The 24242-nt window shown below is 72.5% G+C and carries 23 protein-coding genes; 6 read left to right on the forward strand and 17 right to left on the reverse strand.

Annotation, left to right across the window (positions count from 1 at the left end):
* Window positions 1–18 precede the first annotated feature (18 nt).
* From QM779_RS07735 to QM779_RS07755, 5 genes are all read right to left on the reverse strand, one after another.
* Window positions 19–1002 (reverse strand): lysostaphin resistance A-like protein, encoded by a 984-nt coding sequence (locus QM779_RS07735; protein WP_428533878.1) that lies wholly within the window; start codon window positions 1000–1002, stop codon window positions 19–21.
* A 73-nt stretch (window positions 1003–1075) separates the two neighbouring features.
* Entirely contained in the window at window positions 1076–2191 is a 1116-nt protein-coding gene (locus tag QM779_RS07740; protein WP_428533880.1) for an N-acetylglucosamine-6-phosphate deacetylase, read from the reverse strand.
* Window positions 2191–2982 carry a glucosamine-6-phosphate deaminase gene (nagB, locus tag QM779_RS07745; protein WP_428533882.1) on the reverse strand — a complete coding sequence of 264 codons (792 nt, stop codon included), beginning with the start codon at window positions 2980–2982 and terminating at the stop codon, window positions 2191–2193. Before nagB ends, QM779_RS07740 begins: the two co-directional genes overlap by 1 nt.
* A gap of 109 nt (window positions 2983–3091) precedes the next feature.
* Window positions 3092–4333, reverse strand: a complete 1242-nt coding sequence (locus QM779_RS07750; RefSeq protein WP_428533884.1) for a PTS transporter subunit EIIC — start codon at window positions 4331–4333, stop codon at window positions 3092–3094.
* Window positions 4320–5096 carry a GntR family transcriptional regulator gene (locus tag QM779_RS07755; RefSeq protein ID WP_428533886.1) on the reverse strand — a complete coding sequence of 259 codons (777 nt, stop codon included), beginning with the start codon at window positions 5094–5096 and terminating at the stop codon, window positions 4320–4322. Before QM779_RS07755 ends, QM779_RS07750 begins: the two co-directional genes overlap by 14 nt.
* 115 nt (window positions 5097–5211) lie before the next feature.
* On the opposite strand from QM779_RS07755, the gene QM779_RS07760 reads away from it, so the two are divergent.
* The 3 genes from QM779_RS07760 to QM779_RS07770 are packed head-to-tail and all read left to right on the forward strand — an operon-like array spanning window position 5212 to window position 6507.
* Entirely contained in the window at window positions 5212–5445 is a 234-nt protein-coding gene (locus QM779_RS07760) for a glucose PTS transporter subunit EIIB (protein ID WP_428533887.1), read from the forward strand.
* Window positions 5442–5894: a PTS sugar transporter subunit IIA gene (locus tag QM779_RS07765; RefSeq protein WP_428533889.1), complete on the forward strand. Its 453-nt coding sequence runs from the start codon at window positions 5442–5444 to the stop codon at window positions 5892–5894. Before QM779_RS07760 ends, QM779_RS07765 begins: the two co-directional genes overlap by 4 nt.
* Window positions 5887–6507: an HAD family hydrolase gene (locus QM779_RS07770; protein ID WP_428533891.1), complete on the forward strand. Its 621-nt coding sequence runs from the start codon at window positions 5887–5889 to the stop codon at window positions 6505–6507. The genes QM779_RS07765 and QM779_RS07770 overlap by 8 nt, the downstream gene beginning before the upstream one ends.
* Window positions 6508–6519: 12 nt before the next feature.
* Here the strand turns inward: QM779_RS07770 and QM779_RS07775 are convergent, their stop codons facing one another.
* Together QM779_RS07775 and QM779_RS07780 are read right to left on the reverse strand one after the other, a co-directional pair.
* On the reverse strand, window positions 6520–8247 hold the full coding sequence (locus QM779_RS07775) for a DUF6297 family protein (RefSeq protein WP_428533893.1): 1728 nt from the start codon (window positions 8245–8247) through the stop codon (window positions 6520–6522).
* A complete protein-coding gene (locus QM779_RS07780; protein ID WP_428533895.1) occupies window positions 8240–8899 on the reverse strand; it encodes an ABC transporter ATP-binding protein in 660 nt (219 codons plus the stop codon). Before QM779_RS07780 ends, QM779_RS07775 begins: the two co-directional genes overlap by 8 nt.
* 189 nt (window positions 8900–9088) lie before the next feature.
* On the opposite strand from QM779_RS07780, the gene QM779_RS07785 reads away from it, so the two are divergent.
* Both QM779_RS07785 and QM779_RS07790 read left to right on the forward strand, forming a co-directional pair.
* Window positions 9089–9733, forward strand: coding sequence for a demethylmenaquinone methyltransferase (locus QM779_RS07785; protein ID WP_428533897.1), 645 nt, complete (start codon window positions 9089–9091; stop codon window positions 9731–9733).
* The gene (locus QM779_RS07790; protein WP_428533899.1) at window positions 9733–11403 is read left to right on the forward strand and encodes a TM0106 family RecB-like putative nuclease; all 1671 of its coding nucleotides are present in this window, start codon (window positions 9733–9735) and stop codon (window positions 11401–11403) included. The genes QM779_RS07785 and QM779_RS07790 overlap by 1 nt, the downstream gene beginning before the upstream one ends.
* Before the next feature lie 485 nt (window positions 11404–11888).
* Here the strand turns inward: QM779_RS07790 and QM779_RS07795 are convergent, their stop codons facing one another.
* The 6 genes from QM779_RS07795 to QM779_RS07820 form a co-directional block, all read right to left on the reverse strand.
* Window positions 11889–13400, reverse strand: coding sequence for a hypothetical protein (locus tag QM779_RS07795; protein WP_428533901.1), 1512 nt, complete (start codon window positions 13398–13400; stop codon window positions 11889–11891).
* Between the two features lie 145 nt (window positions 13401–13545).
* On the reverse strand, window positions 13546–14295 hold the full coding sequence (locus QM779_RS07800; protein WP_428533903.1) for a sulfite exporter TauE/SafE family protein: 750 nt from the start codon (window positions 14293–14295) through the stop codon (window positions 13546–13548).
* Window positions 14292–15902 carry a 2-succinyl-5-enolpyruvyl-6-hydroxy-3-cyclohexene-1-carboxylic-acid synthase gene (gene menD / locus QM779_RS07805; RefSeq protein WP_428533905.1) on the reverse strand — a complete coding sequence of 537 codons (1611 nt, stop codon included), beginning with the start codon at window positions 15900–15902 and terminating at the stop codon, window positions 14292–14294. Before menD ends, QM779_RS07800 begins: the two co-directional genes overlap by 4 nt.
* Window positions 15899–16894, reverse strand: a complete 996-nt coding sequence (locus tag QM779_RS07810) for an o-succinylbenzoate synthase (protein WP_428533907.1) — start codon at window positions 16892–16894, stop codon at window positions 15899–15901. Before QM779_RS07810 ends, menD begins: the two co-directional genes overlap by 4 nt.
* Entirely contained in the window at window positions 16894–17769 is an 876-nt protein-coding gene (locus QM779_RS07815) for a 1,4-dihydroxy-2-naphthoate polyprenyltransferase (protein ID WP_428533909.1), read from the reverse strand. The genes QM779_RS07810 and QM779_RS07815 overlap by 1 nt, the downstream gene beginning before the upstream one ends.
* A complete protein-coding gene (locus tag QM779_RS07820) occupies window positions 17753–18841 on the reverse strand; it encodes an AMP-binding protein (RefSeq protein WP_428538357.1) in 1089 nt (362 codons plus the stop codon). Before QM779_RS07820 ends, QM779_RS07815 begins: the two co-directional genes overlap by 17 nt.
* Before the next feature lie 292 nt (window positions 18842–19133).
* On the opposite strand from QM779_RS07820, the gene QM779_RS07825 reads away from it, so the two are divergent.
* On the forward strand, window positions 19134–19709 hold the full coding sequence (locus tag QM779_RS07825) for a hypothetical protein (protein WP_428533911.1): 576 nt from the start codon (window positions 19134–19136) through the stop codon (window positions 19707–19709).
* A 135-nt stretch (window positions 19710–19844) separates the two neighbouring features.
* On the opposite strand, the gene QM779_RS07830 is transcribed toward QM779_RS07825, so the two are convergent.
* The 4 genes from QM779_RS07830 to QM779_RS07845 all read right to left on the reverse strand — a co-directional run bounded on the left by QM779_RS07830 (window position 19845) and on the right by QM779_RS07845 (window position 24242).
* Window positions 19845–20495, reverse strand: coding sequence for a response regulator transcription factor (locus tag QM779_RS07830; protein ID WP_415152930.1), 651 nt, complete (start codon window positions 20493–20495; stop codon window positions 19845–19847).
* Window positions 20496–20506: 11 nt separating this feature from the next.
* The gene (locus tag QM779_RS07835; protein ID WP_428533914.1) at window positions 20507–22717 is read right to left on the reverse strand and encodes a sensor histidine kinase; all 2211 of its coding nucleotides are present in this window, start codon (window positions 22715–22717) and stop codon (window positions 20507–20509) included.
* Complete coding sequence (locus tag QM779_RS07840) at window positions 22711–23160, reverse strand: deoxycytidylate deaminase (RefSeq protein ID WP_428533916.1); 450 nt, start codon at window positions 23158–23160, stop codon at window positions 22711–22713. The genes QM779_RS07835 and QM779_RS07840 overlap by 7 nt, the downstream gene beginning before the upstream one ends.
* A gap of 65 nt (window positions 23161–23225) precedes the next feature.
* Window positions 23226–24242, reverse strand: a complete 1017-nt coding sequence (locus QM779_RS07845; RefSeq protein WP_428533918.1) for an ABC transporter substrate-binding protein — start codon at window positions 24240–24242, stop codon at window positions 23226–23228.

Below are 24242 nucleotides of genomic sequence, written 5' to 3' on the forward strand. Positions count from 1 at the left end.
CGGGATACCTCGCCTGGCTCATCCGGCGCGACCGGCGGGCTTCCTCGTGACCACCCAGAAGACCAGCGCGACGACGCCGGCCGCCGCCGCGCCGACCACGCCCACCGGCGCCGCCGCGATCGGGTTGGCGTCCACGAGGACGACGGAGAACACCCCCGCGAAGCCGTTCAACGCACCGTGCAGGATCGCCGGGGAGAGCAGCGAGCCGGTGACCTGCCGGGCCCGCCAGAGCAGGAACGACATGGGGACGCAGAACGCGATCATGAACGCCGTCCCGATCCTCCCGTAGCCGGCGTAGTTGAAGCCCATCAGGATCAGCGGGGCGTGCCACAGCCCCCAGAGGACGCCGGTGAGCACGTTGGCCCAGAACGCACCGAGGGGACGCAGTTCGTCGGCCAGCCAGCCGCGCCAGCCGTACTCCTCGCCGAGGGCGAACGCCCCGTTGATGGTGAACCCCGCCACCAGCGCGCCGAGGAACGCCAGGCCGAGCAGCGGCCACAGCCCGGGCAGGCTGGCACTCAGGGACGCCACCTGGTCGGCGTCCATGCTGCCGACCAGCAGGAGGGCGTTGGCGACGAGGTCGTCGTGGCTGACCAGGACGCGGCCCGGCCCGCTCAGGTCGAGCACGTTGCCCAGGATCCACGTCAGACCGAGCATGGCCAGGATCAGCGCGGCGACCACGGGAACGGCCACCAGCACGAGCTTCGGGAGCGTCCGGCCGAACCCGGAGAACAGCGTCCGCAAGCGCGTGGGACGGCCGTCGAGCCGCTCCACGACCAGCGCTGCCACCAGGGGCGCGGGCATGTAGAGGACGGCGAGGACCGTGGTGACGACCATCGAGCCCTGTCCGGACGACACGTCCCGGTGACCGGTCAGGTACAGGCCGGCCGCCACGAGGCAGACCCAGCCGAACGCCAGCCCGTAGAACAGCGCCACCCGGGCCCAGCGGACCCGTTGTGTCGTCCCCGCCGGCACCTCGTCCTGCACCACGCTCGCCTTCACGGCCACCACCGTAGTCGTCCCCCCGGACAGTTCCGCTCCACGGGCACGTCCGGGCCGGGGTGCGCCGCGACGGTCAGGCCCACGACCCCCGGTGCAGGACGCGGGTCACGAACAGGTCGTCGTCCAGCACAACGAGGTCGGCCCGCAGGCCGGGGGCCAGGCGTCCGACGTCGGCCAGCGACAGGTAGTCGGCGGGCTGCGCGGTGGCGGCCCGGACGGCCGTCGCGAGCGGGACGCCTGCCGCGACGGCGTGGCGGACGGCGGCGTCCAGCGTAAGAGTGGAGCCGGCGATCGTGTCGGTGCCGGCGATCCGCGCCACCCCTCCCCGCACTTCGACGGGGAGCTCGCCGAGGACGTAGTCGCCGTCCTCCGAGGCCGCCGCCGCCATCGCGTCCGTCACGAACACCACCCGCTCCGGTGCCGTGGCCGCGACGAAGGCGACGAGTTCCGGCCGCACGTGCACCCCGTCCATGACCAGCTCGAGGAAGACCCTGCGATCCTCCCAGAGTGCGAGCACCGGGCCGGGCTCGCGGTGGCGCAGGGGCGCCATCGCGTTGAACAGGTGCGTGGCACCGGTCGCGCCGGCCGCAATCGCGGCACGGCAGGTGTCGAAATCGGTGTCGGTGTGCCCCACCGCTGCGACCACTCCGCGCCCGGCCAGCAGCGCGATCGCGTCGATGGCGCCCGCGCGCTCCGGCGCGATCGTCACCATCCGGACCGCACCGCCACCCGCGTCCAGGAGGTCGGCGACCTCGTCCGGCGCGGGGTCCCTGAGCAGCCGCGCCGGGTGCGCGCCCTTGTAGAGGGTGGCCAGCCACGGCCCCTCCAGGTGGATGCCGGCGAGTTCGCCGGAGCCGACCAGGCCGGCCAGGCAGGCCACCTGGCGACGCAGGTCGGGCAGCGAGCCGGTGACCAGCGAGGCCACCATCGTGGTCACGCCGTGCCGTCGGTGCGCGGCGAGCACCTGCCGGGCGACGTCGGCGTCCTCGGTGACGAAGGACGCGCCCCCGCCACCGTGGGCGTGCACGTCCACGTAGCCCGGCACGACCAGACCGGCCAGGGTCTCGTCGGCCGGACGCGGCGGCTCCCCCGCACCGACGGCCGCGATCCGCTCCCCCGCGACCTCGACCCACCCCGCGACCGGCTCCGGGGCGTCCGGGAGCAGGATCCGGTCGGCTGCCAGCAGCATCACACGTCCAGTCGCTGCCAGTCGGGCAGGTTCGCGTAGGTCTCGCGGTAGTAGTCGGCCAGGGCCAGCTCGCCCGCGGCCTCCTCGTCAACCACGATCGTCGCGTGCGGGTGGAACTGCAGCACCGAGCCCGGGTACATCGCGGTGACCGGGCCCTCGACGACCTGGGCGATCGCGTGGGCCTTGCTCGTGCCGGTGGCGACCAGGATCACGTTGCGCGCGTCCATGATCGTGCCCAGTCCCTGGGTGAGGCAGTGCTTGGGGACGTCGTCGATCGAGTCGAAGAACCGGGCGTTGTCCTCGCGGGTACGCGCGGCGAGCGTCTTGATCCGGGTCCGGGACGACAGCGAGGAGGTCGGCTCGTTGAAGCCGATGTGGCCGTTGGTGCCCACGCCGAGGAACTGGATGTCGACGCCACCGACGGCCCGGATTGCATCCTCGTAGGCCAGGCAGGCCGCGGCCAGGTCGTCGGCGAAGCCGTTGGGGACGTGGACGCGCGCCGGGTCGAGGTGCATCGGCTCGGTGACCGTCTTGCGGATGATCTCGTGGTAGCTCTCCGGGTGGCCCTCTGGGATGCCGACGTACTCGTCCAGCGCGAAGGCGGACGCCCCCGAGAGGTCGAGCTCTCCGGCGTCGGCGAGGCGCGCGAGCTCGGCGAAGGTCTGTACCGGGGAGGACCCGGTGGCGACGCCGAGGACGACGTCGGGGCCGATCGGGGCGGCGATCCGGGCGGCCTTGGCCGCGGCGACCTCGCCGACGCGCTGGGCGCTGGGGCAGATGATGACTTCCATGTACTTCCTTGTCTGACGGACCCGCTGGCGGCGGTCGGACGCGCGGGAGGCGTGAGCACTCCCGGCGTCCGGCCGTCGCCGACGGGTGAACGGGTGGATCGATCAGGCCTTACTGGTCGTTCGCCAGGACGGCCGAGCTCTCCTCGTCCTCTTCCTCCCGACCGGGGGTCTTCAGGTTCATCTTCCGGATGACGAACCGGAACATGAAGTAGTAGATCACTGCGAACACGAGCCCGATGGGGATGATCAGCCACGGGTTGGTCCCGATGTTCCAGTTGAGGACGTAGTCGAACAGGCCGGCGGAGAACCCGAAGCCCATGTGGACTCCCAGTGCGTTGGTGATCGCCAGCGAGAGCCCGGTCAGCACCGCGTGGGCGATGTAGAGCGGCCACGCGACGAACATGAAGGAGAACTCGATCGGCTCGGTGACGCCGGTGAGGAAGGACGTCAGCGCGACGGACAGCATGATGCCGCCGACGGCCACGCGGTTCTTCGGCTTGGCCTCGTGCCAGATCGCCAGGCAGGCCGCGGGGAGGGCGAACATCATGATCGGGAAGAACCCGCTCATGAAGATGCCCGCGGACGGGTCGTGGGCGAAGAAGCGGGTGAGGTCGCCGTGGACGACGGTGCCGTCGGCCGTGGTGAAGTCGCCGATCTGGAACCAGACGATGTTGTTCGGGATGTGGTGCAGGCCGAGCGGGATCAGCAGCCGGTTCATCGTCCCGAAGACAAAGCCGCCGACGACGGCGTTGCCCGCCACCCACTCCCCGACCGCGGTCAGGCCCGCCTTGAACGCCGGGTAGACGAAGGCCATCAGCACGGCCAGCACCATGGTCGCCAGCGCGGTGACCATCGGCACGAAGCGCCGGCCGCCGAAGAAGGCCAGGTAGGGCGGCAGGGAGATGCGGTAGTAGCGCTGCCACAGCCACGCGGCGATCAGGCCGACCAGGATGCCGCCCAGCACGCCGTAGTTGACGAGGGACTGGACGCCCTTGTCGTCCACGGGGAGGCCGATCAGCGGGGACATGGCGTCACCGACGCCCTTGAACACGAGGTAGCCGACGACGGCGGCCAGCGCCGTGGAGCCGTCGGACTTCCTGGCCATGCCGATCGCGACGCCGACGGCGAACAGCAGCGGCAGCGCGTTGAACAGTGCGCCACCGGCCGCGCCGATCACCGACGCCACGGCGTTCCAGCCGAGGCCGCTCTTGCCGAGCAGGTCGTCCTGGCCCAGGCGCAGCAACAGCGCTGCGGCGGGCAGGGACGCGATCGGCAGCATCAGGCTGCGGCCGAACTTCTGTAGCGGAGCGAGGTTGAACCGGCCGACGGCGGCCATTTCACTGGAGCTCACGTGCATCCTTCCGGGGTGTGGGTTCAGCCGGCGACAGGTCGTCCCGGCCCAGGTCCATGTGGACCTGGTAGCGGTCCCCGCGGTAGCGGGAGACCACGTACTCGATCGGCCGGCCACCGGCGCTGGACACGCGCCGGAAGACCAGCAGGGGGGTGTTCTGGGGGGCGGCGAGCTGGCGCGCCAGCGAGGCGTCCGCCACCTCGCCCCACAGCGTCTGCTCGGCGTGGTCGACCCAGAGGCCGTAGTGCGTGCCGAGGATCTCGTAGAGGGAGCCGCCGGCGATGTCCTGGCCGTCGAGGCCGGGCAGCAGGTCGGCGGGGTACCAGCCGTCCTCATGGGCGACCGGCTCGTTGTCGGCGAGGCGGACGCGCACCAGGCGCCAGGCCCTCTCACCCGGACCGAGACCGAGTGCTGCGGCGGCCTCCTTGGGGGGTTCTGCAAGGGCCAGCGAGAGGAGCAGGGTGGACGGGTTGCGGCCGCGGCGGCGCATGTCCTGGCTGAACGATGCCAGGTGGAGGCGGGTCTCCAGGCGGGGGCGGACCGCGAACGTACCGAGACCCTGCGTGCGCTGCAGCAGGCCGTCCGCGACGAGCCCGTCGATCGCCTTGCGCACGGTCGCCCTCGACACGCCGTAGGTGGCCATGAGCTCCCGCTCGGAGGGGATGGCCTGGCCGGGGACGACGAGCGCGACCAGCAGCTCGCGCAGTTGCCTGTGCTTCGGCTGGGGGCCGTCGATGATCTCGTCCCTGCCCTGTGTAGGCATCTCCACCCCCTGATTCGCACTGGTGCGTACTGGTACGTACCAGTTGGCAAAGATCATGCTATGGTTCTGCGCAGGCTGTCAAGCACGGGCCGGTCGGCCCCCCGAGAGGAGAGAGATGAGCAGCAAAGCCGAGCAGATCCTGGCCGGACTGGGCGGAGCCTCCAACATCGTCGAGATCGAGGCGTGCATCACCCGCCTGCGCACCGAGGTCAAGGACCCGGCCAAGGTGGACGAGAAGGCCCTCAAGGCCGCCGGCGCCCACGGCGTGCTCGCCGCGGGCAGGGTCGTCCAGGTCGTCGTGGGGCCCGAGGCCGACAACCTGGCCGAAGACATCGAAGACCTGATGTGATGCAGGTCCTCTCCCCCTGCCCCGGACGCACCTTCCCGATCACCGAGGTCAGCGACCCGGTCTTCGCCGCGGAGATGGTGGGACCTGGGGTCGCCATCGAACCCCTGCCCGAACCGACGACCGTGGTCGCACCCGTCGCCGGGACCATCGTCAAGCTGCATCCGCACGCCTTCGCCATGGCCACCGCGGACGGTCTGGGCGTCCTCGTCCATCTCGGCATCGACACCGTCCGGCTGGACGGCGCGGGCTTCGAGCTGCTGGCCGGCGAGGGTGCCGTCGTGGCGGCCGGCGCGCCCATGGTGTCGTGGAACCCGGCAGCGATCAGTGCGGGCGGGCTTGAAGCGACCGTCATGGTGGTGGCCCTCGACCGCCCGGCCAGCTCGCTCTCCGATGTGGTGACCGGCCGCGACGTCGCGGCCGGGGAGCCCCTCTTCACGGTCGATGCCTGAGCCGCACGCCGCCCTGCTGCTGGACCTGGACGGTACGCTCGTCGACTCCGAGAGCTTCCACCGCGACGTCTACCGCAGCTGGTTCTCCGCCCGGGGCTGGCCCGTGCGCGAGGACCTGCTCGCGGGCTTCGCGGGACGCCGGGCCGACGACGTCCTCGCCACCGAGCCGGGCCCCTGGGCGGGAGAGGACGTGGCCGCCATGACGGCTGAACTCCTCGCCCACGTGGGCACGCTGCCCCGGCCCGCACTCGCGGCCGGAGCGGCGGAGCTGGTCACCACGACGCGCCTCCCCCTGGGGCTCGTGACCTCGGCAACGATCGACTGGGCCCGCACCTGCCTGGGCGGCCTCCTCGACCGCTTCGACGTCGTCATCACCAGGGACGAGGTGGACAACGGCAAGCCCCATCCGGAGCCCTACGCGCTCGCCACCCGCTCCCTCGGCGTCCCCCCAGCCGCCTGCGTGGCCGTGGAGGATGCGCCAGCCGGCATCGCCTCCGCGATCGCGGCAGGCATCGGCCTCGTGGTGGCGGTCACCGGTACCTTCACCGCGTCCGAACTGGCCACCGCGCACCGGGTGGTGGCCGGTCTGGACGAGGTCGCGCCGCTCCTGTAGCCGGTCAGGGCCTCAGCGGCTGGGGCGCGGGATCTTCTGCTTGTCGGCTGACCGCGCCTCCTTGGACGCAGCGAGCTCGCGCTGGGCAGCCTCCTGCTCGGCCTTGAGGTCCTCCATGTTGAAGCTGCCGCGCAGCACCCAGAACACGATGAGGCCGATCGCCAGCGACCAGTACGCGGGCGCCTGAAGGATCAGCGGCGCGGTGATCAGCGCCACCATGTCGATGCCGCGGAACAGGTTGAAGACCAGCCCGGGCGGCAGCGCGCCGCCCGCGGTCGCCATCATCGGCGTCTGGTAGTCGACCTTCTTCGCCGTCACCCAGCGGACGGCGCCCATCAGGCCGGCCAGCGCGGTGACGAGGGACGCCGCCAGCCCGTCCACCAGGCTGCGGTCGGCGCCGGTGCTCGCGATCCCGATGAACGCGGGGGTCGCCGCCAGTCCCCACAGGAGTGCGAGGACGGCCGGGACCGCCATCGCCGCCGTGCGGAGCTGCGGCGTCCGGAACGGGAACGTGCGGGCGAGCCCGCCGGTGCGGGAGAGGACGCGCATCGTGCTGAGGAACGGCACCAGGCCCGCGACCAGCGCCAGGCCGCTGATGAACGGGTTCAACTGGCTCATCCGCAGCGCGTCGGCGGCGTACGGGACGAACAGGCTCACCGCGAGCCCGATGAAGGCGGACGGGTTGCGCCGGAGCCGCTCGACGTCCCGCCAGATCAGCGCGCCGAGCCCGAGCCCGCGTCCCCGCGTCGGGCGGACATGGCCCTTCTCCGCCATCTTCCGCTCGACCAGGATGTCGCGGATCAGGCCGAAGTCGAGGGCGAACATGGCGCCCTGCATGCCGCTGACCAGTGAGCCGCCGGACACGAGCCGCGCCCGCCGGATCTCCTCGAGCCGGGCCAGCGTGAGGCCGAGCAGCAGCACCAGCCCCACCGCGGCCACGACAGCGACCCCGGCGAGCAGCCACGTCGCCGTCCCCGCCTCGGCGACCACCGAGTTCGGCAGCCAGCCGGCCGCGACCGACACCACGACCAGCAGGACGGCCAGCGCACCGGCGGCGAACACGGCCTGCAGCGTCTTGACCAGGCCGACCCGTTCCCTGGGCTGCTCGGACGCGGCCAGCGCCACCAGCGCCGCGCTGCCGAACGCCGCAGCCGCCGCCCACACCGCCACCTGCATCCAGGCCAGGCCGGACAGCGCTCCGACGAGGCCGGTCGAGACGCCGGCGACGAGGAACGACAGCACCAGCGGGAGCACGAGGCGTCCGCGCAGCAGCCGCCGCCTGCTCAGCGGCGCGTCCATCAGCCAGAAGCCCTCGGCCGCAGAGGCGAGCACCGGTCCGAACAGGCGGGCCACGCCCAGGGCCAGCGCGTAGCAGGCCAGCACCATCGCTGTCGGCAGCAGCAGCCGCCCCGATTCGCACGCCTCGGTGGTGCAGCCGGCCATCCCGGTCTGGGCGCGCAGCACCACGGAGGTGCCCATCGCCCCGAGCAGGACGATGCTGAACAGCATCACGTAGCCGTCCTGCAGCACCTGGCCGATCGTGCGGGTGGCGCGGCCGTGGCGCCACAGCTTCATCAGGCCGTGGAGTTCCTTCTCGTCCACGTCGGACGGCGGTACGTCGGGGAGGAAGTGGAAGGTGCGCTCCGGCTCGGGCGCCGGCTCGAGCTCGGACGTGTCCGGCTCCTCCACGGCCCCCGGCGCCGGGGTGGCGCGGATCAGCTTGCGGGACTTCTTACTCATCGGCGAGCACCTCGGCGCGGTCACCGAGCCGGACCACGCGCGTGGCGACTCGGGAGACCAGCGTCGGCTCGTGGCTGGCCATCACGATCGCCAGCCCGCGCGCCCGCTCCGCGACGAGCCGGGCGGCCAGCCAGTCGACGCCCTCGGTGTCGAGGCGCTGCTCGGGCTCGTCCAGGATCAGCAGCTTGCGGGGACGGATGAACGCGGTCGCCAGCGCGAGCCGGCGACGCTGGCCGGACGACAGGGTGCCCGGCAGCTGGCCGGACTGGGGCACGAGCTGCACCTCGTGCAGCACCTCGTCCACGGCCGCGTCCGCGTCGGGGACGCCGTGGGCGCGGGCCAGCAGGTCGAGGTGCTCGACGACGCTGAGGTCGGGGAAGAAGTCGAGGTCGTCGATCACCGTGGCGACGTCGCGGCGGATCTCGGGGTTGGTCTCGCTGACCCGGGTGCCGTTCACCTCCACGGTGCCGTCGTCGGGACGGTCCGCGCCGACCAGGCACCGCAGCACCGTCGACTTGCCGGCGCCGTTGCGTCCGGTCAGGGCCACGGCCTCTCCCGCAGCGACCTCGAGGTTGAAGCCGTCGACGATCACGACCGGCCCGTAGGCCTTCCGCAGGTTGGTGACCTTGAGCACCGGGGTCTTTCGCGCCATGGGCTCGATTCTCCCCCATCGGAGAAGCGTCCCCGACCACGGGCCGCCCTCGCCCTGTCGGCGGCGACCATCCGGGACGGGAACGCGGCGAATCGGCGCGTGGGGGTGGCGCGTGGCAGGCTATCCCTCGTGCGTGGAACAGGCGAGGCCCGAGCGACACTGGCGAGGCGGCGGGCGGACGTGGCCGCCATGTTCGACAAAGTGGCCCCGCGCTACGACCTCGTGAACGACGTGCTCTCCCTCGGCCAGGACCGCCACTGGCGTGCCGAGGCGGTCGCCGCGGTCGCGCCGCGTCCGGGCCAGCGCATCCTCGACCTCGCCGCCGGCACCGGCACCTCCAGCCGACCGTTCGCGGACGCGGGCGCGCTCGTCGTCCCGGCCGACCTCAGCGAGGGCATGCTCACCGTCGGCAAGCAGCGCGAGCCCGACCTGCCGTTCGTGAACGCCGACGCGCTCGCCCTCCCGTTCGCCGACGACGCGTTCGACGCGGTCACGATCAGCTTCGGCCTTCGCAACGTCGAGGACGTCGAGGCCGCGCTCGCCGAACTGCACCGGGTCACCCGCCCCGGCGGGCGGATCGTGATCTGCGAGTTCTCCACCCCGGCCTGGAAGCCGTTTCGAACGACGTACCGCAACTACCTGGTCAGGGCGTTGCCGAAGATCGCGGGACTGACCGCGTCCAACCCCGTGGCGTACGACTACCTCGCCGAGTCGATCCTCGCCTGGCCGGACCAGCGCACGCTGGCGGACCTGATGTTCGAGGCGGGCTGGCGCGGCGTCGGCTGGAAGAACCTCAGCGGGGGCATCGTCGCCCTCCACCGTGCCCACGCCTGATGTTCGTCCTTGACCCGTACGCCGCCCGCAGCTGCCCGCTGAAGGTCCACAACGCGTTCCACCCCGGGCTCGTCCGGCCGGACGCCGCCCCGCCGCAGCGACTGCCCGGAGGCCAGGAGTTCAGCGCGTCCGTGCTCGACAGGGTCGCCGCGGGACGCGCGAGCGTGGCCGACCTGCGCAACCTGACCGGGGAGCCGAGCGAGGTGCAGGAGGCGGCCTGCCTGGCCGCGATGGCCGCCGGCACGGAGGTCGTGATCGGCGGGCTCCTGCCGCGCGACCGCGATGCCCACCGCTCCGGGCGCCCCGACCTGCTCGTCCGGGACGGGAGCGGCTACGTCCCCGGCATCGTCAAGTACCAGCGCGTGGTGGACGTCCGCAGGGACGACCTGCCGGCCACCTTCTCGGCGCTCGCCGACCTGCCGGACCGGGTGGTCGCCACCGGCTGGCGCTACCGCTGGCACTGGCGGTGGCAGAACAGCCTCCAGCTCGCGCACCTGTGGCGACTGCTGGGCGCGACCGGGCACCAGGCGGAGCGACCGTGGGGGCTGGTGGTCGGCAACGACGAGATCGAGGGCGAGGGGATCAGGGCGACCTGGCTGGACCTCACCGAGCCGGCCGTCCCGCCCGCGCCGGGGCAGGTGGTCGATCCGGCGGAGGCGACCGGCGCCGACCCGGTCGCCCCGGTGAGCCCGCTGGAGCGCTACGACCACGAGTTCGCGCTCCGCGTCGGGCTGGCCGAGTTGGCGTCCGCCGCGGAGCCGGACGACCCGCCGCTGCTGCGTCCCGTGGTGAGCTTCGAGTGCACCCACTGCGCGTGGTGGCCGGTGTGCCGCGAGCAGCTGGACGACGACGACATCAGCCTGCGGATCAGCAAGTCGCCGCTGGACACCCACGAGATCACGGTGCTGCGCGAGGCCGGCATCGAGACCGTCCACCAGCTCGCCACCAGGGACATCGACGCGCTGCTGCCCGACTACCTGCCCCGGGTGGCGCACCGCCCGGGGGCCGAGGACCGGCTGCGGCTCGCCCAGCGCCGGTCCAGGCTGCTGCTGGACGGGGTGCAGCTGCAGCGCACGACGTCCGGGCCGATCCCGCTGCCGCAGGCGCCGCTGGAGATCGACATCGACGTGGAGACCTCCCGGGACGACCGGGTGTACCTGTGGGGCTTCTGGGTGGCGCGCGGGGACGAGGGCGGCAGCTACCACGCGTTCAGCAGCTTCTCCGACCTGGACGATGCCGGCGAACTCGCCCTCGCCCGTTCGGCGATGGCGTGGCTGCGGGCCCAGGTCGACGGCTCGGATGCACTGGTGTTCCACTACTCCGACTACGAGGTCGTGCGGCTGCGCCGGCTCGCCCCGGCGGACGACGAGGTCATGCAGTGGGCGGTCCGGTTCGCCGAAGACTGCTTCCTGGACCTGTTCCCCGCGGTCCGGCAGCACTTCTTCGGGACCAACGGACTCGGCCTGAAGGTCGTCGCGTCCGCGGGGGCCGGGTTCCACTGGCGCGACGAGGACCCGGGCGGCCTGAACAGCATGCGCTGGTTCGACGACGCCGTGCACGCCCCGTCCGAGACGGCCCGCGAGCAGGCCCGCACCCGCGTCCTCGAGTACAACGAGGACGACGTCCGGGCCACCTGGCACCTCCGCCGCTGGCTCCGCGAACTCGCCTGACGGCACTCACGGTCCCTGAGGAGCCGTCCCGAGGAACGAGGGACGGCGTCACGAAGGGCCGCCGCCACCAACGCCCTGATCCCGGGTCAAGCCCGGGATGACAACCCCGCGAGCGCCGACGAGAACCACAGCGAGCGCCAACCGTCCCGCCAGAGCCGAGCCCGGGAGTACAACCGCACCCTGTCATCGCGGCGAAGGCCGGGATCTCAACGACAACAGACCGCACCGCCAGGACCCCGGTCACGTCCGCGACGGCAACCACCCTCGAACGGTCCCTGAGGAGCCGCCCCGAAGAACGAGGGACGGCGTCACGAAGGGCCGCCGCCACCTACGCCCGGTCACGTCGACGGCCACCCTCCGTCACCGAGGGCCACCCTTCCCGTCCAGAGCCCGCGTCCGGACAAGAGCCCTCGACGCGAACAGTGGCCCTCGAGCCCGAACCGAGGCCCTCGACGGCGCAGGAACGGTGGCGCTCGACGGCGGACTCAGTGCTTCCAGGTGGACGCGGCGTCCTTCGTCAGTGTCACGTCCCCCGAGGCCGACCCGGTGAGCCGGGTGCCCTTCAGTGCCACGGTCGCCGAGCTGGTGTCGTCCGCCTCCAGTGCACCGGTGAGCACGCAGTCGGAGAAGGTCACGGTGGCGTGCCCTCCGTTGGAGCCGGTCGTGCCCCAGCGGTCCTCCGCGAGCGACAGCAGCGGCGTGCCGCTCGCGTGGCCGAACTTCGACGACGTCACCTCCACCGTGCAGGTGGTGTTGGTCACGTAGATCATCGGCTTGTCGGTGGTCGAGGTGATCGTAGAGTCCCTGATCACCATCGAGGAGGTCTCCGCCGTCGCGTCGGAGTCGGCGGCGTCGCCGGAGTACGACTGGTAGATCATCATTCCGGTGGTTCCGGACGTGCTGAACGAGCAGTCGGTGACCGTGATCCGGTTCTTCCCCTCGATCACCATCGTCTGCGCACCGGTCGCCCTCCCGGTCGCGCCGGTCACCGAGATGTCGCCCGTGCTGTAGACCAGCGGCGACCCGTCCCCCGCACTGGCCAGCGTGCTGGTGCCGGTGACGGTGATCGTGCCGTTGCCGCGGTCGGTGGCCAGCGGTGCGCAGTGGGCGCCGGTGGTGCTGATGTCGACGTCCTTCGCCGTCACCGTCCCGCCGTAGGTGGCGTCGAGGCCGCGCGAGGAGTCCTTGCTGGTGCGGATCGTGATGCCGTCCACCGTGATGGTGGCGGACGACGCGGCGAACACCGCGTTCGCCCCGGCAGCCGCTGTGGTCACCGTGCATCCGGCGAGAGTGGCCGACGATCCCTCGCCCACGACGAGGACGGCCGAGTTCAGGCCGTAGAAGTTGCACGCGTCCTCGTTGGTGCTGTCGCCGGACTTGGTGATCGTCGCGTTGGTGACGGTCAGCGAACCTCCGTTCACGACCAGGAACACGTTCTGGTCCGCGGTCGTGCTCGCCCAGGTGCCCCCGTCGATGGTGGCAGCGATGCCGTCGACGAGATAGGCGCCGCTCAGCAGCTGGGTGTTGGACGTGCCGCCCCCGCCTGATGCTCCGCCCGGCGCGCCTCCGCTGGGCGGAGCGCCTCCGCCCGGAGCCGAACCACTGGGCGGTGTGCCCCCACTGGGCGCCGCGCCGGCACTCGGCGGGGCGCCTCCTCCCTCCGCGGACCCACTGGGTGGTGTGCCGCCCTCGCCGTTGCCGGCGCCACCGTCCGGGGCTCCTCCGCTGGGTGGCGCCCCTCCGCTGGGTGGCGCCCCTCCGCTGGGCGGCGGGCCTCCGGCGGCCTCGCCGCTTCCGGACGCGGACGAGGATCCGAAGGTCGCCGTGTAGGTGCCGGGGCCGAGCGCGGTGTTGCCGGAGGCGATCGGCGAACCGCCCGGGGACCCCGCGCCTGAACAGGCGGCGAGCGCAGCCAGTCCGACCGCACCGCCGAGGGCGATGACCGCGCGACGGGTGAAAGGGTGGACCGGCCGGGGGTCGCCGAGGGGGGTCGTCATGGCGGTAGTCGACCACCACCGGCCGTGGGTTCGCCCAGCGCCGGCTCTCCGCGTGCTGTGTGCCTACGCCACCAGCGGGCGGCGCGCGTCAGCGGACGATCGGTGCCGGGTCGACGGGCAGGTGGAGAACGGCGTCCGCCCGGCCTCAGCCCAACAGCAGGTAGACCGCGGCCACGCCGACGAGGATCGTGACCAGCCGGTCGAACAGGACCTGGTCGATGTGCCGGATCGCGACCCGTCCGATCGCCGTACCGAGCAGCACCACCGGCGCGAGCGTGAGCGAGACGGCCGCGGTGTCGGGGCGGACGATGCCGTTGGCGATCGAGAACGGCACCTTGATCAGGTTCACGGCGAAGAAGAACCACGCCGTCGTGCCGAGGAAGCGCAGCTTGTCGTACTTGCGGGCGAGCAGGTACAGGCTCATCGGCGGGCCGCCCCCGTTGGCGACCATGGTGGTGAAGCCGGCCAGCCCGCCGTAGGCCAGCCCGACCGAGGGACGGTGGGCGGCGAGCCGGTCGGGCCACAGGCCGAGCACCAGCAGGACGAGCAGGATCGCGCCCATCGTGCGCTTCAGCACCGGCCCGTCCACCCAGTTCAGGAACAGCGCGCCGAGACCGATCCCGACCAGGACCGGCGGGATCAGGCGTGCGATCAGCCGCCAGTCGACGTCGTGGCGGTAGGTCCAGGTGGCGACGAGGTCGCCGACCAGCAGCATCACCAGCACGACGCCGGTCGAGTCCTTGGTCGGCAGTACCTGGGCAGCGAGCACTACGGCGATCAGGGCGACGCCGCCGAGGGCGGTCTTGCCGAACCCGATCAGCAGCGCGCACACGCCGAGGACCAGCCAGGATGCGAGCGGCAGGGACGCCCAGACGGCGGCGAAGAAGGTCGTCACGAGCGCTGCGGCGCGTCCGGCGCCCTGCTCGACCGGTCGACGTCGACCACCAGCACCTCCAGGCCGGTCACGGGCTCGGCCAGCGCGCCGGCCACGTCGTCGGCGCTCGACACGCGCCGTGCGGGCACGCCGTACCCGGCGGCGACGGCGACCGGGTCGAGTCCGGTCGGGGTGGCGAAGACCCGCTCGAAGGCGTCCGCGAACCGGGTCTGGCCGTACTCGAGGGTGGCGAAGATGCTGCCTCCGGCGTCGTCCGCGACCACTACCCGCAGGGCTGGACGCGGCTCGCCCGGCCCGATCGCCAGCGAGCCGGCGTCGTGTACGAACGTGAGGTCGCCGCACAGCAGGGTGGTGGGGGCGTTCGTCGCGAGGGCCACGCCGACCGCTGTCGCGATCGTCCCGTCGATCCCCGCGAGACCCCGGTTGGCGAACACCGGCCCGGGAGCGGTGCGGACCGGGGCGAGGTCGGCGTCCCTGACCGGGTTCGAGTTGCCCAGGCACAGCACCTCGTCGGCCGCCACGGAGCCCACGACGATGCGGGCGAGTTCGGGCCCGGTGAGGGCGCCGGGCGGCGACGAGTGCGTGGCGAGCGCCGCCGAGCGCTCCGCGTCCGCCGCCCGCCACTCGGCGAGCCAGTCCCCCGGCCCGGGCTCGAGGGCGACCAGACCGGCGACCACACCGGCCCGCCAGCCGGGGTCGGGGTAGTCCTGCCCACCCACGACGACCACCTCGACATCGGGGCGGGAGAGCAGCGCGGTGACCGGGCGGGAGAGGTTCGGACGCCCGAACACCACCACCCGCTCGACACGGTCGGCGAGGTCGTCGGCCAGCAACAGTCGTCCGGTGGCCAGTGCGTTGGTGCCGGCTCTGGCGTTGCTCGACGGCTCGGCGACCAGCGGGAGGTTCGCGGCCTCCGCGAGCTCGAGCGCCACTCTGCCCACGGCGGGGCTCGCGTCCCCGCAGACCACGAGCGTGCGGGGCGTCCCGGCCAGCACGACCGGCTCCGCCGGACCCGCGCCAGCGCCCTCCACCGCCCGGCCGAGGACCGGAGCGCCCACCGGACCGTCCGCCGGCACCAGCGGCAGGCCCAGCTCCAGGTTCAGGTGCGCGGGGCCCGGACGGCCCGACAGCACACCCTCGGCGGCGAGCGCTGCCCGCGCGGCGTGCGCGGACCAGGCCGCGGCCGGCGCGGCCGACGACAGCCGGGCCCGGTACCTCACGAACGCGCCGAACAGGTCGGACTGCTCGGTGGTCTGGTTGGCGGCCGTGCCGACGAGGGCCGCCGGACGGTCGGCCGACAGCACCAGCAGCGCCACGCCGGAGTGGTGGGCCTCCATCACCGCGGGCAGCAGGTTCCCGACCGCCGTGCCCGACGTCGTGACGACGGGGACACAGCGTCCGGACGCCTTGGCCAGACCGAGGGCGAGGAAACCCGCGCCCCGCTCGTCCACGCGGACGTGCAGCCGGAGCAGCCCTTCGCGGGCGGCCGCGTCGGCCACCAGCGCGAGCGGGGCGCTGCGCGAGCCGGGGGCGAGGACGAGGTCGGTGACACCCTGGGCGATGAGTTGGCCGAGGACGACCTGCGCACAGGCGACGGAGTCACTCATGTCGCGTCCCCTCGCTCTCCGGACGGCTCGCCGATGGACCGGACGAACTCCGTGGCGCCCGGCACGTCGGCCAGGCGGGCCAGCCACGCGCGGGTTGCCCCCACCGGCGCCTGCCAGCCCTCCGCACGGTCCACCACCACCGGTCGCACCCCGATCTCTCCCCCGACGGCCACCAGCGGCTGCGTCGTCACGTCGCTGGTGAACATCGTGGCGGTGTTCAGCCCGCACGCATAGGGCAGGACCGGGAGCGCCGCAGCGAGCGCGACCCCTGCCGCCAGCCCGACCGAGCTCTCCAGCGCGGACGAGACCACGACGGGCAGCCCGAGCCGCTCGGCGAGCTCGAGGCAGCGGCGCACCCCGCCCAACGGCTGCACCTTGAGTACGGCGATGTCGGCGGCCTCCTCCGCGACCACCCGCTCCGGGTCGCCACTGCGCCGGATGCTCTCGTCGGCCGCGATCGGCACCTCGACGCCCGCGCGCGCGAATCGGCGGCGCAGGTCGGCGAGCTCGGGCACGGACGCGCACGGCTGCTCCGCGTACTCCAGGCCGAACCGGGCCAGCTCGCGCAGGCGGGCGAACGCGAGGTCGACGTCCCAGTGGCCGTTCACGTCCACGCGGACGCGTCCCTCGGGGCCGAGGGCGTCACGGACGGCCTCGACGCGGGCCAGGTCCTCCGCGAAGGCCTGCCCGGGCTCGGCGACCTTCACCTTCGCCGTGCGGCAGCCGGACGCGGCGACGATCGCGTGCGCGCGTTCGGGGTCGACGGCGGGGACGGTGACGTTGACGGGGACGCGGTCGCGCACGGGCGCGGGGAAGCCGATCGTCGCGGCCTCGACGGTGGACGCCCACCAGGCGTCGATCTCTGGTCGCGTGTACTCGGCGAACGGGCTCCACTCCGCCCAGCCGGCCGGGCCGCGGACCAGCAGCCCCTCGCGCACGGTGATCCCACGGAACCGGTTGCGCAGGCCGAGCGCGAAGACGGTGGGGCCCATCAGGCGACCAAGAGGCCGACGAACAGCCCGGCGGCGCAGGCCAGCTCCGCCAGCCCGGTCTGCTTGAGGACGCCGATCAGGTCGCGTCCGGACACGCCCCGCACCACGGCCATCGTCGGACGGGCCAGCACCGGCAGCATCGCCAGGCCGAGCAACGCCCACCACGAGCTGGTCGCCGCGACGCCGACGACACCGAGCACCGCCAGGCCGACCAGGCCGACGAAGGCGCGCCGGGTGCCGGCATCGCCGAGCCGCGTCGCGAGCGTCCGCTTGCCCGCGGTGAGGTCGGTGTCGAGGTCGCGCAGGTTGTTGGCGACGAGGATCAGGCAGGCCAGTGACCCGATCGCCACGGCCGCCCACCACGCGGCCGCCGGCACGGACCCCACCTGCACGTACACGGTGCCGGCGACGGCGACCAGCCCGAAGAACACGAACACGAACACCTCGCCCAGGCCGAGGTAGCCATAGGGGTGGCTGCCTCCGGTGTAGAACCACGCGGCGGCGATCGCAGCCGCGCCGACGGCGAGCAGCCACCACTGCGCGATGAGCACCACGATCACCAGCCCGGCGACCGCGGCGAGGCCGAAGCAGGCAAACGCGGCGTCCCTGACGTGCCGCGGCTCGGCCACGCCGGACCCGACCAGGCGCAGCGGACCCACACGGTCGGCGTCGGTGCCACGGATGCCGTCGGAGTAGTCGTTGGCGAAGTTCACGCCGATCTGGAGGGCGAGCGCGACGACCAGCGCGAGGCCGGCCAGCAACGGGGAGAAGGCGTCCGCGAACCAGGCGACCCCGCTGCCGGCAAGCACCGGGGACAGCGCCGCGGGGAGGGTGCGCGGTCGCGCCCCTTCCACCCACTCAGCCAGGTTCGCCATCTCCACCCTTCGCCCAGGCGCGCAGCAGCGCCGCGCGGTCGATCTTGCCCAAGGATGTGTACGCCACGGCGGCGGCCCGCCGCAATTCCCGCGGGACGGAGGCGCTGCCCACGCGCGGCTCGAGCCGCTCGCGCAGGTCGGCGAGGGTGAGCTCGGCGGTCACGAAGGCCACGACCCGGGACCCCCAGCGCTCGTCGGGCACGGCGAGGACGGCGACGACACCCGGCCCGAACTCGGCGTCGCAGGCACGCTGCACGGCGCCGAGGTCGACATTGCTGCCACCGCTGAGGACGACGTCGTCGATGCGTCCCAGGACGTGGAGCCGGCCGTCGACCCAGCGGCCGCGGTCGCTCGTCCGGACGAGGTCGCCGGCCAGGACCTGCCGGGTGAGGTCCGGACGCAGCCGGTAGCCGAGGAACGCCATCGGGCCGCCGAGGCCGATGCGTCCCGCGTCCAGTTCGACCCGGACGCCGTCGAGCGGCCGCCCGTCGTAGACGCAGCCGCCGCAGGTCTCGCTCATCCCGTAGGTGGTCACGGCGGTGACGCCGGCCTCCTCGGCGCGCTCGCGCAGCCGGGCGGGGACGGCGCTGCCGCCGACGAGGACGGCGGCGTGGGCGCGCAGCAGTTCGACGTCGGCGGGGCGGTCGAGCGCGCGGTCGAGCTGGGCGGCCACGAGGGAGAGGTAGGTGCGTCCGTCCGGCTCGGGCAGGTCGGACAGGTCGCCGCGGGCGAAGCGGACGCGGGTACGTGCGACGATCGCGCGCGCGATCGTCATCAGCCCTGCGACGTGGCGGGTGGGCAGCGCGCACACCCAGTCGCCGGGGCCGCCGAGCCGGGCGTGGGTGGCGTGGGCGGCGAAGCGGATCGCGTCCGCGCCGAGCACGACGGCCTTGGGCTCCCCCGTCGAGCCGGAGGTGGTGACGACGGCTGCCGCGCCGGGTTCGAGGACGGGTTCGTCCAGCGCGAGGGCCGCCCGCTGCCGGTCCTCGGGCACCGGCGCGACGGGCCGTCCCCCGTCCAGCGCCTCGGCCAGCCCGTCGACCAGGCCCGGACCGTCCAGCAGGCGCAGCATCACCCGCCCAGCCTAGACGCGTCCGCCCCTCACCCCGTTCTCAGCATCCGGCACGAGGGGACGGTTCTTTCGTGCCGGGTCCGAAGGAACCGTCCCCGCGGACCCGGCACGATGGGGACGGTTCCTAGCGTGCCGCGCGCAGCGGGTCGGACGCTCCCGCGGCACGACAGCAACCGTCCCCGGCGATCCAGCACCAGTCCCGACCGCACGACAGGAACCGTCCCCGGCGTGCCACCGTGAGACACGCGAAGCTGAGTTTTGTCTGAGAGGGTTCTTATGCAAGACTCTCCGCGTGCTGAATCACCGGTCCGTGCGGAAGGCCATCGTCGCCCTCAGCGCACTGATCGGACTTTCCCCGTTCTTCCCTGCGAGCACCTCGGACGCGGCGCCGATGACGGTGTCCAGCACCGGCTCGTCGACGAGCACCACGACCACCACGGACGACCTGGCCGCGTACCGCCAGTCGCTGCTGGCCAAGCAGAGCTCCGCGATCAGCATCGGCAACGCGACGATGAAGGCGCTGTACGAGCAGAAGGTGGCCGAACTCGGCTACGACCCGGTCATCACCGACCCGCGCGAGATCGCCCGCGAGATCATGAAGAACAAGTACGGGTGGGGCGAGGACCAGTTCACCTGCTACAACGCGATCATCATGCGCGAGAGCAAGTGGGACACCTACGCGGACAACCCCTACTCCAGCGCCTACGGCATCCCGCAGGCCCTCCCCGGCAGCAAGATGGCCTCGTTCGGGTCCGACTGGCGCACGAACCCCGCCACGCAGATCCGCTGGGGCCTCGACTACGTCGACCAGCGCTACGGCACCCCTTGCGGGGCCTGGGGCTTCAAGCGTGCCCACGGCTGGTACTGAAGCAGTCCAGCCACAAACGCTCCCGAAACGCCCAGACGCTCCCGAAATTTCGGGAGCGTCTGCGAGTTTCGGGAGCGCTTGTGGCTGGGTCTGCAACCGGGGCGAGCCCGGACGGGTGGGGCCCGCCAGAGAGGGCTACAGGTGGTGCGGCTCGACGGGCGGGACGATGCCGTCCTCGATGGCCCTGCGGAACAGGTCGAGCTTGCTCGCCGCGGGCCGGTTGACGTTGGTGTACTTCACGCGGATACGCTTGAGGTACTCCTTGACGCTGTTCTCGGTGATGGTCAGCCGCTCGGCGACCTCGGGAACCTCGAAGCCGCCGGCGTACAGGGCCAGCACCTCACGCTCGCGCGGGCCGAGGTTCGCCGCCACGTAGGACGCGTCGCCCTCGATCGCGGCGAGGATCTCCTGGCTGATCACGACCTGGCCCTCGGCCACCGCCTCGATGGACGCCAGCGTGACGGCGATCGGCTCCGCCTTGCGGCACACCCCGGCCGCGCCACCGGCCAGCGCGCGGCGGAGCAGCCGGACGTTGTCGGCGATCGAGTAGACGAGCACCTTGTAGCCGGCCTCGATCAGCGCCTCGGCGTTGTCGAGCGGGTCGGAGTTGTCGTCGAGCTGCAGGTCCAGAAGGACGACGTCGCACGGGACGCCCCTGCCGAGGAACTCCGGCACGGTCGCTGCCCCGTCGACCAGGGTGACCTGGTGGCCGGGGTGGTTCTGCAAGGCCAGGGACATGCCCAGTCGAATGGCCTCGTGGTCGTCAATGACTGCCGTGGTGATCATCGCGTCCTAGCCTAACGTGTGCTGACCCGGCCGCTGGCATCCAGACCGATCAATTCGCTGCTCCCGTCGTCGCGGACGGCCAGGACCGTCACCACGTCCTCGTAGCCCTCGGGAGCCGCGCGCGCCACCACCCGCTTCGTGCTCGAGTCGGTGAGCAGCCGGCCGAGGTGCTGGGTGAGCGCCGCGCGCACGTCCTCCGGCAGCCGCGTGCCCCGGCTGTCGACCAGTCGGACGTCGACGCCGCGTCCCCGGGCGACCTCGATCGCGTCCGAGGTCAGCTCGGTGACGAGGTTGCCCGCCCGCATCGCGTCCCGGAGCCGGCTCTCCTGCGCGAGGCAGGCCGCCCGCTCCTCGTCGCTCAGCTCGTAGTCGGTGTCGGCGATCCGGTTCAGGAGCGGCCCTACCTGGGCGCGCAGCTGGGTGAGCCACACGTCGCGCAGGACGAGCTTGGAGAAGCTCTGCGCGATCGCCTTGTTCGCGGCTGCCGACGAGCGGCGGGACGCGTTCATCCGGTCGGCCAGGTCGATCAGCCAGCTCTGCAGCAGCTGGGCGACCAGCATCCAGGAGAACGGGGTGAAGCCGACCCGCAGCGTGTCGGCGACGGTCATCTCGTGCGTGATCGCCCACACCGCCGAGATCACCGCGTACAGGCCGACGCCGGTCCAGGCGACCCGTTCCTGGCCGCGGACGAGGACGGTGACGAGCAGCACCATCACGACGCCGCTGTGCCACGTCGCGTAGCCGGGCCAGTGGCCGTTGGGCAGCACGGCCTGGACGATCAGGGTGACGGCGATCAGCAGGACGACGACCAGGATCGCGTCCGGCAGCCGCATGGGGTTGTCGGACGTCCGGCGCAGCGTCAGCCAGGTCGCGCCCACGGCGAGTGCCTGCGCCAGGAAGACCGGCCAGACCATCGTGACCTGGTCGAGGCTGGTCCAGCCGAGCAGGAACTGCAGGCCGACCAGCACCCACACGAGGCGGACGAGGAGCGGTCGGGACAGGTCGGGGATGTCGGCGAGGACGCGGCCGGCCCTGCGCCGCCTGGGCAGTTCGGCCTCGCCGACCGTGGAGTTCTCCGGCTTCCAGGTCAGGACGACGACGGTCCCCTGGCCCGGCTGCGAGTGGATCTCCGCCGAGCCTCCGATCGCCCACATCCGGTAGCCGACCGAGACCTGCAGGCCGAGACGCCGCTTCGGCACGAGCTCGGGGTCGAAGCCGACCCCGTTGTCGGCGATCGAGATGCTGATCGCACCCTTGTCGGGGCTGGTCATGGTGACCTCGACCTCGTCGGCCTTGGAGTGCTTGGCGACGTTGAGGGCGACCTCGCGCACGACCATGCCGAGCGTGCTGGCCACCTGCTGCGGGACCGCGAGCCCCTCCAGCTGGGAGACGAACTTCGTCTGCGGGACGAGGGCGCTCACGACGTCGGTGACCAGCCAGGTGAGCTGGTCACCGGTGACGGGCAGGCGGGTCTCGGTCGGCGCCTCCGCCTGGGCGAGTCGGTCGACGGCGCGCTGGGCCTGCTGGGCGACGTGGACGTCGCCGGGCGCGTGGGCCGCGGCCACCAGGGTGGTCATCACCTCGTCGTGGACGATGCCGTCCAGGCGGTGCCGCTCCTCCAGCAGCGCCTCCTCGATGGCGGCGTCGGTCGCCTCCTTGCGGGTGGCAGCCTCCGCCTCGTCCAGTTCCTTGAACGCGGTGCTGACCACGCCGAGTGCCACGATCACGACGGACGCGTTCATGACCAGGTTGATCATGTCCTGGAAGGCTCCCAGCAGGGACGCGCTCTGCCCCGACGGCGTCATCCGCACCGCGGCGAACAGCAGCCCGGAGGCGATCGAGTACGCGAAGCCCCAGCCGGTGCCGGTCGTCACGGCCAGGCAGATCGCTGCGACGCCGAGGCACATCCACAGCCACGGGCTGCTCGCCGCCACCTGGTCGGACTGCCACGCCGCGGGCCAGGTGATCAGCCCGAACGTCACGACCGTCACGTAGACGAGCGCGAACGAGCGCAGCTTCCAGCCCTGGAAGCTGGCGACCATCATGCCGATGCTGGCGACGACGATGCCGCCCCCGACGACCACCATCCACCACAGCGCGAGGTGCTGGATCTGGTCGGCAGCGGCGAGCGAAGCCGGGATCAGCGTGCCGAGGCAGAACAGCGCGACCCCCCGGTCGACCCACGCCGACAACTGGGAGGTCTTGGGCTTGAGGTTCACCACGCGCCGCTCCAGTCGACCAGGCCGTCGCAGTCGTGCTCGCCGGCGGGCCAGACCGCGCGGACGATGCCGGCGGCGGCGAGCGCCTTGCGGCAGCCCGGGCACGGCGGGTCGGTGATGTAGGCGACGGCGCCCTTCGTGTCGCGCGTGGCGAACAGCAGGGCGTTCACCTCGGCGTGGATGGCGATGCAGAACCCCGGCGTCCCCGGCCGGTCGTAGTCGCCCAGCCCGGGCACCTCGTCGTAGCCCATCCGGCCGCGCGGGCAGGCGCCCTCCAGGCAGTCCGGACGCCCCGGCGCCGCACCGTTGTACCCGGTCGCGATGATCCGCTTGTCCAGCACGAGGACGGCTCCCACCTTCCGGCGGGTGCACTTGGCGCGACCGGACACGGCGGTGGCGATGTTGAGGAAGTACTCATCCCACCCCGGTACGACGTGCTGGCTCATCGCCCTCCTCGAACGAGGAATAGTCTCTCAGGATTGTCCAGAGGGTATCGGCTGGCGGGCCCGAACTAGCCGAGGTAGGCGTTCGAGAACGCTGGTGTCGGGTCAACCCTGCTGTCGGTGAGGCCCTGGGCGGCCATGAAGTCGGCCATCGCCGTCCACTGGTCGGCGTCGAGGTGGCCGTCCACCTTCCCCTCCGCCGTGGTCCACAACTTCGTCGTCGCGGTGAGCGTGGCCTTCGCCGAGGCCTGGGCGGCGGCGGCCGAGAGCCCCGGCACGTAGGTGGCGGAGACGTCCATGGCGTGGTCCGGATCGTCCACGACCGTGCGGATGCCGGCCAGCATGCCCGCGGCGACGACCTTCACCACCTCGGGGTGGTCGGCGGCGTAGGCGGCGGTCGTGACCAGGCAGATGCCCACCAGCGGCACCTCGCCGCTCTCCACGATCGGGAGGCTCCGCGTGGCGAAGCCCGACAGCGCGAACTGGACGGCCTCGTTGTTGCTGAAGCCGACGATCGCGTCCACCTTGCCGGTGCTGAGCGCGGCCTGCTGGGTGTAGCCGATCTCCTGCACCGTCACGTCGGACTCCGTGAGCCCTGCCGTCTTCAGCGCGACCTGGAGGCCGAACCAGTTCTCGCCGTACTTGCCGGGCAGGCCGATGCTGTGGCCCTTCAGGTCGGCGAGGCTGTGGATCGCCGAGCCGTCGGGGACGATGACCTCGACCGGGTAGCTGCGGTAGTACGCGGCGACGGCGACGAGGTCGGAGCCCTGCGCGCGGGCCTGCATCAGTTCGTCGCCGCCCGCGACGACGAACTGCTCCTGGCCGGCGAGGATCGCGGTGAACAGCCCCTCGGAGGTCCCGTGGTGGCGCAGGACGGGGGCGACGCCGGCCGAGGTGAAGTCCCCGTCCGCCTCGGCGACGTAGAACGGGCTGAACTGGACGTTCGGGATGTAGGTGAGCCCGATCGTGGGGGTCGGGAGGGCGGCCGAGCCGGACGCGGAGCCGGACGGCGCGGTGGTCGTCGCGGACGTGCAGCCGGCCAGGACGACGGCCGCGGCGAGGACGGCGAGCAGGCGGGTTCTCAT

This window comes from Propionicimonas sp. (assembly GCF_049840635.1).
Taxonomy (GTDB): Bacteria; Actinomycetota; Actinomycetes; order Propionibacteriales; family Propionibacteriaceae; genus Propionicimonas.